General features: G+C 39.5%; 13 protein-coding genes. 9 read left to right on the top strand and 4 right to left on the bottom strand.

Annotated elements, in window-relative coordinates:
• Positions 1-479 precede the first annotated feature (479 nt).
• Positions 480-917, bottom strand: a complete 438-nt coding sequence (locus VGE44_RS10105; protein ID WP_331078566.1) for an Rrf2 family transcriptional regulator — start codon at positions 915-917, stop codon at positions 480-482.
• 138 nt (positions 918-1055) lie between these two features.
• Between VGE44_RS10105 and VGE44_RS10100 the strand changes: the two genes are divergently transcribed.
• The 7 genes from VGE44_RS10100 (at position 1056) to VGE44_RS10070 (ending at position 9517) form a co-directional block, all read left to right on the top strand.
• A complete protein-coding gene (locus tag VGE44_RS10100; protein WP_331078564.1) occupies positions 1056-3353 on the top strand; it encodes a nitric-oxide reductase large subunit in 2298 nt (765 codons plus the stop codon).
• Between the two features lie 142 nt (positions 3354-3495).
• The gene (locus VGE44_RS10095) at positions 3496-4401 is read left to right on the top strand and encodes an outer membrane protein assembly factor BamD (protein ID WP_331078562.1); all 906 of its coding nucleotides are present in this window, start codon (positions 3496-3498) and stop codon (positions 4399-4401) included.
• 1 nt (position 4402) lies between these two features.
• Entirely contained in the window at positions 4403-4729 is a 327-nt protein-coding gene (locus VGE44_RS10090; protein WP_331078560.1) for a DNA-directed RNA polymerase subunit omega, read from the top strand.
• Positions 4730-4801: 72 nt separating this feature from the next.
• Positions 4802-6001 carry a bifunctional phosphopantothenoylcysteine decarboxylase/phosphopantothenate--cysteine ligase CoaBC gene (gene coaBC, locus VGE44_RS10085; RefSeq protein WP_331078558.1) on the top strand — a complete coding sequence of 400 codons (1200 nt, stop codon included), beginning with the start codon at positions 4802-4804 and terminating at the stop codon, positions 5999-6001.
• Positions 5998-6891 carry a DUF4835 family protein gene (locus VGE44_RS10080; protein WP_331078556.1) on the top strand — a complete coding sequence of 298 codons (894 nt, stop codon included), beginning with the start codon at positions 5998-6000 and terminating at the stop codon, positions 6889-6891. The genes coaBC and VGE44_RS10080 overlap by 4 nt, the downstream gene beginning before the upstream one ends.
• A gap of 67 nt (positions 6892-6958) precedes the next feature.
• Positions 6959-8623 (top strand): DNA repair protein RecN, encoded by a 1665-nt coding sequence (recN, locus tag VGE44_RS10075; protein WP_331078554.1) that lies wholly within the window; start codon positions 6959-6961, stop codon positions 8621-8623.
• Positions 8624-8692: 69 nt separating this feature from the next.
• A complete protein-coding gene (locus VGE44_RS10070) occupies positions 8693-9517 on the top strand; it encodes an enoyl-ACP reductase FabI (protein WP_305366705.1) in 825 nt (274 codons plus the stop codon).
• Between the two features lie 319 nt (positions 9518-9836).
• On the opposite strand, the gene VGE44_RS10065 is transcribed toward VGE44_RS10070, so the two are convergent.
• Both VGE44_RS10065 and VGE44_RS10060 read right to left on the bottom strand, forming a co-directional pair.
• Positions 9837-10223: a hypothetical protein gene (locus tag VGE44_RS10065; protein WP_324488251.1), complete on the bottom strand. Its 387-nt coding sequence runs from the start codon at positions 10221-10223 to the stop codon at positions 9837-9839.
• Positions 10224-10316: 93 nt separating this feature from the next.
• Entirely contained in the window at positions 10317-12851 is a 2535-nt protein-coding gene (locus VGE44_RS10060; protein ID WP_331078551.1) for an ATP-dependent Clp protease ATP-binding subunit, read from the bottom strand.
• 186 nt (positions 12852-13037) lie between these two features.
• On the opposite strand from VGE44_RS10060, the gene ettA reads away from it, so the two are divergent.
• Both ettA and VGE44_RS10050 read left to right on the top strand, forming a co-directional pair.
• Positions 13038-14720 (top strand): energy-dependent translational throttle protein EttA, encoded by a 1683-nt coding sequence (gene ettA / locus VGE44_RS10055; RefSeq protein WP_331078549.1) that lies wholly within the window; start codon positions 13038-13040, stop codon positions 14718-14720.
• Positions 14721-15095: 375 nt separating this feature from the next.
• The gene (locus VGE44_RS10050) at positions 15096-15569 is read left to right on the top strand and encodes a ribonuclease H-like YkuK family protein (protein ID WP_324488255.1); all 474 of its coding nucleotides are present in this window, start codon (positions 15096-15098) and stop codon (positions 15567-15569) included.
• A gap of 50 nt (positions 15570-15619) precedes the next feature.
• On the opposite strand, the gene VGE44_RS10045 is transcribed toward VGE44_RS10050, so the two are convergent.
• Entirely contained in the window at positions 15620-17068 is a 1449-nt protein-coding gene (locus VGE44_RS10045) for an ammonium transporter (RefSeq protein WP_414649319.1), read from the bottom strand.
• Between the last annotated feature and the right edge of the window lie 234 nt (positions 17069-17302).

The raw sequence follows: 17302 nt of genomic DNA, 5'->3' as shown, positions 1-17302 counted from the left end.
CTCGCGGGTCGGCTTATATTTATCTGGTATTGCTACCCGTTAAATCTTTCATCTTGTATCGCTGCAGGCATCGCGCCTTTCGCTTCGTTATTTTCCCCCCGTTTTTGTTGGGACTGCAAAGGTAGAAACATTTTCTACTTACGCCAAATTTATTTTGAAGTTTTTTTTCGCTGAGTCTTTTGACTCACTCTCCTCACTAATCTACCCCCTCCTTTTACTCCAAAACCCTCAAAAAACATCCCACATCTCTTTCGTTGCGGGTTGCAAAGGTATGTAAATTCACCATACTACACAACAGTTATTAAGAATTAATTGGTAGAAACTACTTAAGTCACTGTGGGTGAAGAAGAAAAAGTTTAAATAGAATGAACCCGAAGAAAAACAGTATGGATAGAATGATTAATTAAGGACTTATCCAAAACCCTTTTTCAGTTTATCCCTGTCTGATGAACCAGGAATATCTACTTATATGATTAAAGCTAATCGTTATTGATAAAAGCCTCCCCATCTCTGATATCAGATGCCAGCTCCATGATTGTTTTGGTTTCAAAAAGTGTTATCAGTTGCTGTTTAATCAGTTTATACTGGGAATGCATTGGGCATGGCTTAGCTTCAGAACATTTATTCAAACCCAAAATACATCTTTCCAGCACACTATCCTCTTCCATCACATCCAGAACAGAACGTACCGGCAGGCTCTTCGCTTCCTCAGTCATATAAAATCCGCCATTGGGTCCACGAACAGAACTGATAATTTTATTGTTCTTGGTAAGCACCTGCAATATTTTTGCAGTAAAGTGAGGCGGAGAATCTGTCGCATCCGAAATCGCCTTTATTCCCAGCTTACAATTCTCAGAACTTTTTTGTGCTATATATATGGTTGCCCTAAGGGCATATTCTGTAGATTTTGAAAACATAAATACTTAAAAAAAGAAAACTACAAATTTTATGCAACAATCAATCAGAAATATTCAGCTATCAAAATATTTGATAAATAATTAAAGATATTTTTGTCTTTAATTATTGTTATTATATATATTTACTTAAAAAAACTCATGTCCAACAATAATTCTATAACATACCTTCTTAATCCAAAGAATTGGTGGTTGCCCTTATTGATCATTTTTATTGTAAGCATATGCGGAGTAGCAATGATAGGTATTCATACTTATACTGAAGCCCCACCTATTCCCAACTACGTTACAGAGAAAGGAAAAGTCATAATTTCTAAAGAAGATATTTTAAAAGGACAGGCTGTTTTTCAGGAATATGCCCTGATGGAATATGGTTCAATGTTTGGCGACGGTGCGAACAGAGGCCCCGACTATACTGCAGAAGCACTCCATCGCATGTCTGAGTATATGAATGATTATTACAAATCGGGTCTAAACAGCGACGAAAACAGCGAGCTTGCTATAAGAGGGGCACAGGAACAAGTTAAATATGAAATAAAAGCTAACCAATACGACAAAAATACCAATAGTGTAAAGCTTGCAGATTCACAGGTAGCAGCATTGTCCAATTTAGAGGATTACTATAAGAATATATTCACTAATCCAAAATTTGCAGGTGCCTTTAAGCCTATGGGTTATATCAAGGACGAAGAAGACATAAAGTCATTATCTAAATTCTTCTTTTGGGGTGCATGGGTCTGCGGAGTGGAAAGACCCGGCGAAACCTATAGTTATACCCATAACTGGCCTTTTGATCCAAGTGCCGGAAATACGCCAACTTCAGCGACTGTAATATGGAGTATTATTGGCTCCTTGGGCTTGTTACTGGGGCTGGGAATAGTATTATATTATTACGGCAGAATGGATAAGCTGGACGATGATGCATATACCAATAAGGCACAAGCCTTTATGACAAAAGCAGAAGTTGCAAAATTCGCTCCTGATGAAATCCAGCATGCCACATTCAAATATTTCTATGTTGCCATTTTGCTATTCGGGACTCAGGTTCTGGCCGGAATTTTAACCGTACATGATTTTGTCGGATTTGTCAATTTCTTTGGATTTGACATTTCAAAAGCTTTGCCGGTAACAATAACCCGTAGCTGGCATGTTCAATTATCCTTGCTGTGGATCTCGGCCTGCTGGATAGGAGCTTCATTTTTTATGATGTCGCTGATTTCACCTGCGCAAGCCAAAAGCCAGGTAAAACTAATTAATACAATATTCTGGCTTACCGTATTGCTGGTCGCCGGATCGATGGTTGGCATGTTCCTTGGCCCCCATGGTCTGCTCGCAAAAAGCTGGTACTGGCTGGGGCACCAGGGATGGGAATATGTAGAATTGGGTAAAATATGGCAAATCATATTAGGAATAGTTTTCATAATATGGGCGATAACCATTTATCGCGGAATCAAACCAGTAATGAAAGTAAAACAGCCATGGGCCTTGCCAAACTGGCTCGTCTACACCACTTTCAGCATTATTCTTTTGCTCATCTCTGGTTTTATTGCCACTCCAAATACAAATTTTGTCATCGCCGACTTCTGGAGATGGATGGTGGTACATATGTGGGCCGAAGCGTTTTTTGAAGTTTTCACTACAGTACTGATCGGATACTTTATGGTTTTAATGGGCCTGATCAGTAAACAAGCAGCTATTCGCGTTATCTATCTGGCCACACTTTTATTTCTGGGATCGGGATTGCTCGGTATTTCTCATAATTTCTATTGGAATGCAAAACCTGTTGGAACCATGGCTCTCGGTGCTGTATTCTCAACCTTACAGGTAGTCCCTCTGGTTCTGCTCACATTGGAGGCCTGGCGTTTCAGTAAACTCCCAAAAATACTGGAGGATAATAACAAGGTAAATGGGGATCCAAATAAGCAATTCGGTTTCCCCGAAGTATTTCTATTCCTGGTTGCAGTAAACTTCTGGAATTTCTTTGGAGCAGGGGTACTTGGATTTATAATCAATCTTCCTATTGCGAACTACTATGAACACGGAACTTATTTAACTGTAAATCATGGACACGCTGCATTGATGGGTGTTTATGGAAACCTTGCCCTGGCAACAGTACTATTCTGCAGCCAATTATTGATAAAGGCAGAATACTGGAGACCAAAAGCGATCAGAACAGCATTCTGGTCAATTAACATTGGCTTGCTGTTAATGGTATTGCTTGATCTGTTCCCTGCAGGTATACTCCAATTCCAGACCGTAACTGAAAGGGGCTTATGGTTTGCCAGAAGTGCCGAATTTATTGACAGCACCGCCTTTCAGAACTTAACCTGGCTTCGTATAATTGGGGGTTCTATGTTTACACTTGGGGGAGTTATCCCATTAATGTGGTTTGTATTGAAAGGCGCTAAAGGTTTGAAAAGGAATGCTAAAACCAATTAAAAAAATCAATACATAGATTTCAATTCACTTTGTTAAATAGTGTTAAAAACAGCTGAAAGAGTCAGGAAAGGGATATTTTAGCATCCTTTATATTATACATAAATATAATTGATGTTTTACCGATTTACCTTATCTTTGCAGAATGTTTAAAAATAAGCTTAACATATCCCTAAGCATATTACTGGTTATAATAATTGCGTTTGCAGGCTGCAAAAGCAAATTTGAAAAATTACGCGCAAGCAATGACACCGCTAAAAAGTATCGGGAAGCTGTGCGTCTTTATGAGAAAAAAGACTATAATAAGGCTCTCAGTCTATTTGATGATCTTGTTACCAAATATCGCGGGACTGCAGAAGCTGAGGATCTTTCATATTATTTTGCATACACGCACTATAAATTAAGGGATTACACTACGGCCAGATATCATTTTAAAACATTTGCCGATACATATGCCTCCAGTGCAAAAGCTGAAGAATGCCGTTTTATGGCTGCTTATTGTTTTTATCTCGAATCTCCAACATATTCACTGGATCAGGAAAACACGATTAAAGCAATTGAGGCCTTACAATTATTTATAAACTTATATCCAAAAAGTGAGCGTGTTGCTGAAGCAAGTAAATTGATCAGCAATCTGCGTGATAAACTTGAAACCAAATCCTACGCCAACGCTAAATTATTCCTGGATATCGGTGATTATAAATCGGCAGTAATTGCTTTCAGAAATTCGGCACGCGAGTTTCCCGATACAAAATATGCCGAGGAGATGGAATTCCTGACCATAAAAGCTCAGGCATTATATGCCAAAGCAAGTTTTGAAATTAAGCAGGAGGAGCGTTATAATGAGGCCATTCAATTATATAACGAATTTGTACAAAATTACCCTTCAAGTAAATACCTGAAAGAAGCGGAAGAAATAAAGAAAAGCAGTGAAAAAGCTATTATTGAGGTTAGAAAACTGATCGCACTGCAAACAGCAGAAATGAAAGCACAGGAAGAAAAAATCAAAGCTGCAGAAGAAAGTAAAAAAGAAGACACTAAAAACAAGTAAAATGAGTACTACTAAACCCGTTATTCCAAACAGTACAGTAACACGTGATGTTCGTGAACTTGATAAAACAACCGACAATATCTATGAGTCGATTGTAATTATCAGTAAACGTGCTAACCAGATTGCGAATAACCTGAAAGAAGAACTTCATGGTAAACTAGCAGAATTTGCATCATCTAATGATAATTTAGAAGAGGTATTTGAAAACCGTGAGCAAATTGAAATATCTAAACATTATGAGCGTATGCCTAAGCCATCGCTTATTGCTGTTGATGAATTTTTACACAACAAGGTTTATTACCGCAATCCTTCTAAAGAGCAAAATTAATGAAGCAAGGGAGCATAGTACTTTTATGTGCTATGCACCATGCATGCTTTCAGATGGGTAGATCTTTGCCCTATGCTTACTAACAAGAATATTCTCCTTGGCGTTTGTGGCAGTATCGCCAGCTATAAATCGGCATCTCTTGTACGTTTACTGGTCAAGGCCGGTGCTAATGTGAGGGTTATCATGACCAAAGATGCCTGTAACTTCATTACCCCGCTTACGCTTTCAACATTATCCAAAAATCCTGTTCTGAGTAATTATTCTGATCCTGAAAGCGGGAGTTGGAATAATCATGTGGAACTTGGATTGTGGGGTGATCTGATGATTATAGCCCCTGCAAGTGCCAATACCCTGGCTAAATTCGCAAATGGATTATGTGACAATCTGCTTACAGCAGTTTATCTTTCAGCCAAATGCCCGGTTTACTTTGCTCCTGCAATGGATCTGGATATGTGGAAACATCCTGCAACACAAAAGAACATTTCTTCACTGATCAGTTTTGGAAACATTATGATCCAACCGGGTTATGGTGAATTAGCGAGCGGATTAACAGGAGAAGGTCGGATGGAAGAGCCTGAAGCCATTTTAGAATTCCTGAGTGATGAACTAAAAAAAAAACTTCCATTAAAAGGTAAGAAGGCTCTTGTAACTGCCGGACCTACCTATGAAGCGATCGACCCTGTCAGATTCATTGGCAACCACTCCTCAGGAAAAATGGGATTTGCGATTGCCGAAGAACTCGCTGCTTTAGGAGCTTCAGTTATCCTCGTTACCGGACCAACATCACTCAAACTCAGCAATCAGGGAATTAAGAGAATCGACATTAATTCTGCCGAAGAAATGCTTGAAGCAGCCCTGAACAATTTTACCGGAACAGATATCTCTATATTAAGTGCGGCTGTGGCTGATTATCGTCCTAAAGATATCTCTATTACCAAAATCAAAAAGGATAGTTCAGAGTTCGTGATAGACCTGATCAAAACCCCCGATATACTCGCAACTTTAGGAAAAGAAAAGAAGCCTGGCCAAATACTCGTTGGATTTGCCCTCGAAACCAATGATGAGGAAAAGAATGCCATAAAGAAACTTGAAAAGAAAAATCTGGATTTCATCGTTCTAAACTCATTAAGAGATGAGGGCGCAGGATTTAAGAATGACAGCAATAAGATTACGATCATTGACCGGAAGCAGAATAAAGAAACCTTTGAATTAAAACCGAAATCTGAAGTAGCAGCGGATATCTGTAAAAAAGTACTAGATTTAATAGGATGAAATACCTGATCTTGTTTTGTTTACTGTTAATAACCCAGGCAGTCCATTCACAGGATCTGAATGCACGTGTACAGATTCTGGCACCACAACTTGCCAACTCCAATAAACGGGTACTCGATATCCTCGAAGCAAGTATTAAAGATTTTTTAAATAATAAAAGATGGTCGGCAGACGCGCTTCAGCCCCAGGAGAGGATCGACTGCAATTTTGTAATTACTATCACCGACTGGGATGGTTCAAGCAATTTCAAAGCTGAGGCTCAGATTCAATCGAACAGGCCTGTATTCAACAGTTCTTACAGCAGTACTCTACTGAATTTAAGTGATAAGGATTTTGATTTTACCTATTCTGAGGGTCAGCCACTCGATTTCTCCGAACAAAACTATATCAATAACTTAAGCTCTTTACTCGCGTTTTATGCCTACATCATTACTGGAATGGATTATGACACCTTTTCAAAATTCGGAGGTACCCCCTATTTCGAGAAAGCTCAAACGGTATTGAATAACGCTCAAACAGCTCCAAATGGTGGATGGAAGGCTTTTGAAAACCTGAGAAACCGATTCTGGCTAATAGAAAACTTAACTAATAAGTCGTATAACCCAATCCGTGAAAGCCTTTACATTTATCACAGAGAAGGTTTGGATGTCATGGCAGAAAACCAATCCAAAGGGAGAAAAGCGGTACTTTCTGTCATTCCACAACTTCAGAAAATAGACAAACAAAAACAAGGATCAATCTTAAATCAGATTTTTTTTACAGCAAAAGCTGATGAAATAATTAATATACTTGGCGCTGCTGAACCTCAGGAAAAGATTAAAGCGTACAATGCCTTATCAGTAATTGATCCTGCAAACAGTTTAAAGTACGAGATTCTCAAAAAACCTTAGCAGGCTGTTTCATGAATACCGGTACAATAAATCAAATTACTTAATTTAGCTCAAACTTTTCGATTACATGCTCAAGCGACTGGCGATTAGAAATTATGCCTTAATTGATAACCTGGATATTTCATTCTCTAATGAACTGAATATCATGACAGGTGAGACCGGAGCGGGTAAATCAATCATCCTTGGAGCACTTTCCTTAATATTAGGCCAGCGTGCTGAAGGGAAGTACTTTTTCAATCAGCAGAAAAAATGTGTGATCGAAGGGACCTTTGAAGTAAATGGATTTCAGCTTGAGGATTTCTTTACTGAAAACGATCTTGACTATGACCGTGAAACGGTTTTGAGAAGGGAAATATCCTCCGATGGAAAAACGAGGGCCTTCATCAATGATACTCCTGTCAATCTGGCTCTCCTGAAGAAACTTGGGGAGAAACTAATTGATGTTCATTCGCAGCATGCTACACTCGAAATTAATGATGAAGAATTTCAGTTATTAGTTATTGATACAGTAGCAGGCAATGATGATCTTCTCTCAGACTATAGAAAAACATATAAATCCTATAGAAATGCTCAATCCTGCCTAAAGGAATTGATTAGTCATAGTGAGCAGAGCAAAGCAGATCTCGATTATTTCCAGTTTCAGTTTGACGAACTCGAAAAAGCAGGCTTAAATGCAGGTGAGCAGGAAGAACTCGAAGAGGAACAGAGCGAATTGACTCATGCTGAAGAAATTAAAAGAAGTTTACTTATTTCAATTGGCCTATTGAGCGAAAATGAGCCTTCTGTTGCTGTTCAGATTAAAGAAGCATTGATCAGTTTGGCCAATGCAGAAAAGTTTAAACCTGAGCTAAGCAAAATCTCTGAACGGCTCAACAGCACTCTGATAGAAATAAAAGACCTTATATCTGAAATTGAAGACTTTGAACAAAGAAGTTTGATCAATGAATCAAGGCTTGAAGAAGTAAATGAGCGATTGGATTTACTTTATTCCCTGCAGAAAAAACATCGGGTAAACTCAGATTCCGAATTAATCACCGTCCGGGATCAGTTTTCTATAAAAATCAACGGCATTTTATTCGCTGATGAAGATATTGAGAAATTAAAAACTGAAAGAGATAAACTGCTCCTGGAATTGACAGAACTGGCAAATCAGATCAGTAAACGCCGGACTGATTCTATCCCAAAGGTAGAAACACAGGTAATGCATACGTTATTAGAAATTGGCATGCCAAATGCTGTTCTGCAAATATTAAATGAAAGCCTTCCTGAAGGAAAATTCGACATAAACGGAAATAATCAGATCAGATTTCTTTTCAGTGCAAACAAAGGGCAGAGTCCATTGCCAATGAACAAAGTCGCATCGGGAGGTGAACTTTCGCGCTTAATGCTTGCCATTAAATCTTTGGTTGCAGTACATACTTCACTTCCAACCATAATATTTGATGAAATCGATACCGGAATCTCTGGAGAGGTAGCATTGAGGGTTGGGAATATTATGGAAAAATTATCGAAAAATATGCAGGTTATCGCCATAACCCATCTGCCACAGATTGCGAGCAAAGGAAATACTCATTTCTGTGTTTACAAAGATGAAGAAAGCGACATTACGCATACCAACATCCGGGAACTGGATAAAGAAGAACGGGTGATGGAACTTGCAAAGATGCTCAGTGGCAATAATCCCGGAGAATCTGCAATACAAAATGCCCGAGAATTACTCTTAAATTTTTAAAGAGTTTAAGAATTAGAGATTAATAATAACTTTACCTTTTTATTTACGTCAAAAACCAAATTCAATCATATGTATAACTTACTGAAAGGTAAAAGAGGAATCATTTCAGGTGCTTTGGATCAAAATTCAATTGCCTGGAAAGTTGCAGAGAAAGCTCATGAAGAAGGTGCTGTATTTGTTCTTACCAATGCACCGATAGCCATGCGGATGGGTGAAATTAACTCATTGGCTGAAGCCACCGGATCACAAATTATACCGGCTGATGCTACAAGCGTAGAAGACCTGACCAATCTGTTTACCCAATCTCAGGAAATCCTGGGAGGAAAAATCGATTTTGTTCTTCACTCTATTGGAATGAGTGTGAACATACGAAAGAAGATTCCTTATCCAGAACTTAACTACGAATACTTCCAAAAAGGAATAGATGTTTCTGCCCTGTCATTACATAAAATGTTAAGCGTAGCCAAGAAACTGGATGCAATAAACGAATGGGGAAGTGTAGTTGCACTTACTTATATGGCAGCACAGCGTACCTACCCTTTCTATACTGACATGGCTGATATCAAAGCAATGCTTGAATCCATTGCCAGGAGTTTTGGTTATCACTACGGACTGGATAAGAAAGTTCGTATTAATACTGTCTCCCAGTCTCCAACAAAAACAACTGCAGGTACCGGAATCAAAGGTTTTGGCAGCTTCTACGATTATGCCGATGCAATTGCACCACTTGGGAATGCTGATGCAGAATCCTGTGCAGATTATTGTATCACTTTATTCTCTGACCTTACCCGTATGGTAACCATGCAAAATCTGTTTCACGATGGAGGATACTCTTCTACCGGAGTAAGTGATGATGTGATGTACCGTTTAGGCGTTGAGAATGGTGAGGGATAGTATTTGAATGACGGAATAGAAATTTCCCCATTCCCAATTTCCTATTCCCATTGAATGCATTATAATTGAGAAGTTATATATTATTTGAAATCGAAAAATTAATTTCTATTTGTAATAAAGAATATTCTGGGCGTTACCCGCTTGGGCGGGTCGGGCTCTTCGTTACAATCTTTTTCTGCTACGCATAAAAAGGATTTTCACTACGATCCCTAACGCTCTAAACGCCGTACACATCTATAAAAAAGGCCCGTTCTAAAATTTTAGAACGGGCCTTTTTGTGAGGGGAAAATTGTTTGACAATTGTCAATTGTCAACTCAATTACAGTGATTCTATAAGCACAATCTTCACCTTTACCGACCCTGGTGGAGTGACTGTTCCTATTCCATCAGAACTCTGTATTTCCAGTACAATCTGTCCTGAACGGGTTAAATAGCTGTAGGATACACCATTATAGACCTGAGGAATCTGCTCATAAGTTCCATTATCAAAGGAAATATAAACCAGAACACCCCCATAATCGTTGAAATTATTATCGATCTCAGGCATATTGATTGAAGCTGTATAACTACGACCTCCATCAAGTTTAATCCAGTTCCCCGGGTTAAGAGTTGCAAAAATGGTGCGGTTAGGGACAATATATTCCTTTTTGCATCCTGCACCTAATAACATAATACTCATGGCAAAAAGAAAGACTGACTTTTTCATAATACTCAATACAGGAAAGGCCTGTATAATGATGACGAAAAAAAAGGGCTGACAGTTGCATCTGTCAGCCCTTTATGAAGAAATTAGAATAGTTTATTCCTCTTTCTTTTCTTCTTTCTTTCTTTTAACGGTTTTAGCTTTAGAAATAATCCGGATTTCCTCTTTTTCCTTATCGTAATCTACCTCCATCGTATCTCCTTCTGCAAGTTCTCCTTTCAGAATCTCTTCTGCGATCGGATCTTCAAGATGCTTTTGAATTGCACGTTTCAAAGGACGTGCACCAAAATTTGAATCATAACCCTTTTCGGCGATGAAATCTTTGGCGGCATCAGTAAGCTTAATTTCATAACCCAATCCCTGGATCCTGTCGAAAAGAGCCTTTAACTCAATATCAATGATCTTAAAGATATCTTCCTTGGTCAGTGAATTAAACACAACCACATCATCAACCCGATTCAGGAACTCAGGAGCAAAAGCACGTTTCAATGCATTTTCTATAACTCCTCTTGAGTATGTATCGGCCTGTGAAGATTTTGCGACAGTACTGAAACCAACACCCTGTCCGAAATCCTTTAATTGTCTGGCTCCGATATTCGAAGTCATGATAATGATCGTATTCCTGAAATCTACTTTTCGGCCCAGACTATCAGTAAGCTGACCCTCATCAAGTACCTGTAAAAGTATATTAAACACATCAGGGTGGGCCTTTTCAATTTCATCCAGAAGAACTACAGCATATGGTTTTCGTCTGACTTTTTCTGTCAGTTGCCCGCCTTCTTCATAACCCACATATCCCGGAGGCGCTCCAACTAAACGTGAGACAGCGAATTTCTCCATGTACTCACTCATGTCAACCTGAATCAATGCATCCTCTGTATCAAACATGAAACGGGCAAGTTCTTTGGCCAACTCCGTCTTTCCAACACCCGTTGGACCCAAAAATATAAATGAGCCAATTGGTTTCTTAGGATCTTTCAATCCGGCACGGGTGCGCTGAATTGCCTTCGTTAATTTCTTAACCGCATCTTCCTGACCGATTACTCTTGTATTGATTGCATCAAACATTCCCAGCAATTTGACGCTGTCAGTCTGACCAACCCTCTGAACAGGGATACCGGTCATCATGGATACTACTTCGGCAACATTATCTTCAGTTACTGTGTAGCGCTTAGTCTTAGTTTCTGCTTCCCATTCAGCTTTCGCCTTTTCAAGCTCTTCGAGCAGGTTTTTCTCTGTATCACGGAGCTTGGCAGCTTCCTCATATTTCTGACTGCGAACAACCTTATTCTTTTCAATTTTGATCTCCTCTATCTTCTGCTCCACATCAATAATGTTTTGCGGAACATGGATATTGGTCAGGTGAACCCGTGATCCCGATTCATCAAGGGCATCAATAGCCTTATCAGGCAGGAACCGGTCAGTGATATAACGTGTTGTTAAACTAACACATGCGTTGATTGCCTCATCAGTATAGGTTACTCCGTGATGCTCTTCGTATTTTTCTTTGATGCGGTTCAGGATCTCAATAGTCTCTGCGGGAGTTGCCGGCTCAACCATTACCTTCTGGAAACGACGGTCAAGGGCACCATCCTTTTCAATATACTGACGGTACTCATCAAGAGTTGTAGCACCGATACATTGTATTTCACCTCTTGCTAAAGCTGGTTTGAACATATTTGAAGCATCCAGCGAACCTGATGCACCTCCAGCTCCAACAATGGTATGGATCTCATCAATGAACAGAATGACATCAGGAGATTTCTCCAGTTCATTCATAACCGCTTTCATTCTTTCTTCAAATTGACCGCGGTACTTGGTACCAGCAACTAAAGAAGCAAGATCCAGAGTAACTACCCTCTTATTAAATAATACACGGGATACTTTACGCTGAACTATTCGTAATGCAAGTCCTTCTGCAATTGCAGATTTACCCACACCCGGCTCACCAATAAGTATTGGATTATTCTTTTTACGACGGGATAAAATCTGGGATACCCGTTCAATTTCCTTCTCACGACCAACAATTGGGTCAAGTTTACCATCTTCAGCAGCACGAGTCAGATCCCGCCCGAAATTATCCAGAACAGGGGTTTTTGATTTAATATCAGAAACCTTTTTTGGCTGACTAAAGTTTTCTTCTTCCCTGAAATCATCATCACCTGCAGGTGAACCAGGTGCTTCATCGCGGAAACCTTCTTTATTATTCTCTACTTCAGCCTTGAATATATCGTAGTTCACATTATACTGCTGCAATATCTGCGATGCAATATTATCCTCATCCCTCAAAATAGATAATAGCAAATGTTCGGTACCGATAATATCGCTTTTAAATATTTTAGCCTCTAAGTAAGTGATCTTGAGAACCTTCTCTGCCTGCTTTGTTAAAGGAATATTTCCAAGATTAACAGTAGTACTGGATGTACCCTTTACTGAATCCTCAACAGATTTGCGCAAACGGGCAGTATCAACCCCTAAACCTTTTAAAATTTTTATTGCCATACCATCTCCTTCCCGGATAAGCCCCAGCAATAAATGCTCTGTGCCAATATAATCATGGCCTAGTCGCAGAGCTTCTTCTCTGCTATATGATATCACGTCTTTGACGCGTGGAGAAAATTTCGCTTCCATTAGTATACCTTTCTGTATTTTAATGCCCTAAGCTATTAATAAAATGAATTAATAGACATCAGGCTATTGTAACAAGTTATCAACAATTACGCCATTTTGGTTAAAAAGGTTTTACGATATGAAGACATAATAAAGTTGACATGTCTCTGACTAAAATCCGATATTTGAACCTCAATCAATATACGAATGTCAGACGAAAAAATAATATTTTCTATGGCCGGGGTAAATAAGATTTACCCCCCACAGAAACAGGTTCTTAAAAATATCTATCTGTCTTTTTTTTACGGAGCAAAGATCGGGGTAATCGGATTAAACGGTTCGGGTAAGTCATCTGTACTAAAGATTATTGCCGGACTGGACAAGTCATACCAGGGTGAAGTTGTGTTCGCTCCGGGCTATACAGTGGGTTATTTGGCTCAGGAACCCATTTTGGACCCTGATAAAACAGTTAGGGAAGTTGTAGAGGAGGGGGTTGCCTCAACGACCGCCATCCTTAAAGAGTATGAAGAGATCAATGAAAAATTCGGCCTGCCGGAGGTTTATGAGAATGCCGATGAGATGGATAAACTACTCGCCAGACAGGGTGAATTACAGGATCAGATCGATGCTTCGGGTGCCTGGGAACTGGACAGTAAACTGGAGCGGGCGATGGATGCATTACGCTGTCCTGAGCCTGATGCAAAAATTGCCATATTGTCAGGCGGTGAGCGGAGGCGGGTAGCATTATGTCGCTTGCTGCTTCAGGAGCCTGATGTTTTGTTATTGGATGAGCCTACCAACCACCTTGATGCTGAAAGTATCGACTGGCTGGAGCAGCATTTGAAACAATATAAAGGAACTGTAATTGCAGTTACCCACGACAGGTATTTCCTCGATAATGTTGCAGGATGGATCCTTGAACTTGATCGCGGAGAAGGTATTCCATGGAAAGGAAACTATTCATCATGGCTGGAACAAAAATCCAAGCGTTTGGAATCTGAAGAAAAAACTGAAAGTAAACGTCAGAAAACACTTGAAAGAGAATTGGAATGGGTTCGAATGGCTCCAAAAGCCCGTCATGCGAAATCAAAGGCACGTTTATCAAATTATGAAAAACTGGCTTCTGAAGACACCAAAGAACGTGAAGATAAACTGGAGTTGTTTATTCCACCCGGTCCAAGATTGGGTAACCTCGTAATTGAGGCTCAGAATGTAAGTAAAGCCTATGGCGATAAAATACTTTTTGATAACCTGAGTTTCTCATTACCTCCGGCAGGCATTGTTGGAATTATCGGACCAAATGGGGCTGGAAAAACGACTTTGTTCCGCCTGATCACAGGGCAGGAACAACCTGACTCTGGTTCTTTCAGGGTAGGTCCTACTGTAGCTCTTGGCTATGTTGACCAGAATCATGATGATCTGGATCCAGAAAAATCAGTCTGGGAGAACATCACTGATGGTAATGAAACCATTATGCTCGGGAACAGGCCTGTAAACTCAAGAGCATATGTCTCCAAGTTCAACTTTAACGGAGCAGATCAGCAGAAAAAGGTTGGTGTTTTATCCGGTGGAGAAAGAAATCGGGTTCACCTTGCAATTACTCTGAAGAAAAGTTCTAACGTGCTCCTGCTGGATGAGCCTACCAATGATATTGATGTGAACACATTGAGAGCACTTGAAGAAGGTTTAGAAAATTTCGGTGGTTGTGCGGTAATCATTTCCCATGATCGTTGGTTTCTTGACAGGGTTTGTACACATATCCTGGCATTTGAAGGCAATTCTCAGGTTTACTATTTCGAAGGAAATTATTCTGAGTACGAAGAGAACAGAAAGAAACGTACAGGCGACGTCACTCCTCACCGTCTTCGCTATAAAAAACTTACGGACTAAATACCAATATACCGGGATCGGGGGATGATTTTCCACTAATCCCGGTATTTCTTCAATGGAATGTATTCCGATACTATTTCGGCTAACCGTGTACCCACCACCATCGCATTCCTGGTATTAATTAGATGCACATAGATGCACATTTTGAATCCATCGATTTTCGACGGCTTGAGTTTTAGTAATCTGACAGCATAGCTGTTCGATGAGAACATCAAACAGGGCTCTTTAGAGAGCTAGCTCCTCATTGTTAATATGTTAACAAATAAATAACATACCTATGCCCATAGATTGAAAGATAATCAGCTATCTTTAATTGTATTGCAATTTCCTGTTATACACCAGTTTAAATAAAAATTCAACATTGAATCAAAATTTATGACTTGGAAGAAATTTAATGGAGAAACCATCGAAAGCCCGATCCTTGAAGAAGTTGAGCATGCTATCGAACGCGAATCTGCGCTGGGGAATAAATTAAAAGTTTGTATCGGCACAGACTCCCAGGTAAAAGGATCAATCATCGACTTCGCAACCGTCATCGTATTCCTGAGAGAAAAGAAAGGCGGATTCATGTATATCCATCAGGAGCGCTCTTCCATGAGAATGGGAATTAAAGAACGTATGCTCTCAGAAGTTCAGAAATCAATCGAATGTGCCTATTCCCTTTGTGACCTTCTTGATCTTTATGATGTAGATCTGGAAGTTCATGCCGATATCAATACAAATCCCAATTTCAAATCAAACATGGCACTTCATGAAGCTATGGGATATATTTTAAGTATGGGTTTTGTATTTAAAGCAAAGCCCGAGGCCTTTGCCAGTTCGGCTTGTGCCAATAAACTTGTTCAATAAAAAAAGCCATTGTTTTTAGGCAATGGCTTTTTTAGTGAATAATAATTGGTTTATGATGATTTTAGTTTAGTGTGTTCAGTAACTATCTGCCTCACATTCTCCATGTCTTCCTCCATCTCATCTTCTACTTCCTTTTCATAGATAAATCCATGGCTGCTTACAAGCAGGGTGCCTTGTGTGTATTTTTCATTATGCTGGGTTGAATCAAGTCCTTCCTCCTCTTCCTCAGAGCTTACACGCATAGGTTGTAATAAATTGATGAATTTGAAGATCCCATAAGAGACAATAAAGCTATAGGATACGGTAATTGCAACTAATTTAAGCTGAGTAAAGAAAAACTCATGATTTCCGTAGAACCATCCATCAGAACCAGCAGGGTTAACAGTTTTTGTAGCCAGTAATCCTGTTAATAATAAACCTACGATACCACCTACTCCATGGCAAGGGAATACATCAAGAGTATCATCAAGTGTAGTTTTAGTTTTCCAGTAAACCGCCAGGTTTGATATGATCGCTGAAACGAATCCTATAAATATACTTTGAGGGATACCTACAAATCCGGCTCCGGGAGTAACTGCGGCAAGTCCGACAACGGCACCGATACAGAAACCAAGTACGGATGGCTTTTTACCTCTCACTACATCGAAGAACATCCATGACAATCCTCCGGCAGCTCCTGAGACATTAGTAGTTGCAAAAGCAGATACTGCGAGGGCATTAGCACCCAGTGCAGATCCCGCATTGAAGCCAAACCAACCAAACCATAATAAACCTGTTCCTATTAATACATAAGGAATATTTGCAGGTGGAACTTCCAATCCGTTAATATGTGCCTGCCTGCGTTTTAAAACCATCGCTCCTGCTAAAGCGGCCATACCTGCAGAGATGTGAACAACCGCACCTCCTGCAAAATCCAGCCCGCCCATTTTAAATAAGAACCCATCCGGATGCCATACCCAATGTGCGATTGGCGCATAAACCAGTAGACTGAACAGAACTATAAATAATATATAAGAGGTAAAACGAATACGTTCTGCAACTGCTCCAACCACCAAGCCAGGAGTAATGATTGCAAACATCAACTGAAATAAGGCAAACAGAGTTAAAGGTATGGTTGGTGCCAGACTCCAGGGCTCACCTGAATTCACTCCCTGAAAGAACAGAAAAGTTCTTGGATCACCAATTATCCCACCCAGGCTCTCTCCAAAAGAAAGGCTGAATCCGACGGTCACCCAAAGAATACTTACAACCCCGGCAGCAACGACACTCTTGATCATTGTTGAAATTACATTCTTACGATGAACCATACCACCGTAAAAGAATGCTAAACCTGGTGTCATCAGGAAAACCAGAGCCGTCGCAACCAGTAACCAGGCGATATCGGCTCCGTTATATTTGCCGGTATCGGCAAAATCCGGAAGAGAAGGAACAAAAACTGCAGCTATAGCTATGCTGGCAAGAATTAAAAATGGCAAAATTTGCTTTAGTCCGACTTTCATGATAAAATTTCTTATTAACAGAACAAGATTTTAATTATTTGATACAAATGTATAACCATTTTGAATAAAATCATCATTATTTTGATACTTTTTTAATAAAGCATTCAATTTTTAAGAATTTTACAATCTAAAACAAGATTTTAACAGATAAAATGCCTTATAAATAGAGTGAAATTTAAAATATTGCAAATACTAGTATGAAAAACTATAAATTTTGAGGGGTAATTTTGAAGT

This window comes from Daejeonella sp., assembly GCF_036405355.1.
In the GTDB taxonomy this organism is placed as follows: domain Bacteria; phylum Bacteroidota; class Bacteroidia; order Sphingobacteriales; family Sphingobacteriaceae; genus Daejeonella.
This window is presented reverse-complemented; position numbering and strand designations above follow the sequence as displayed.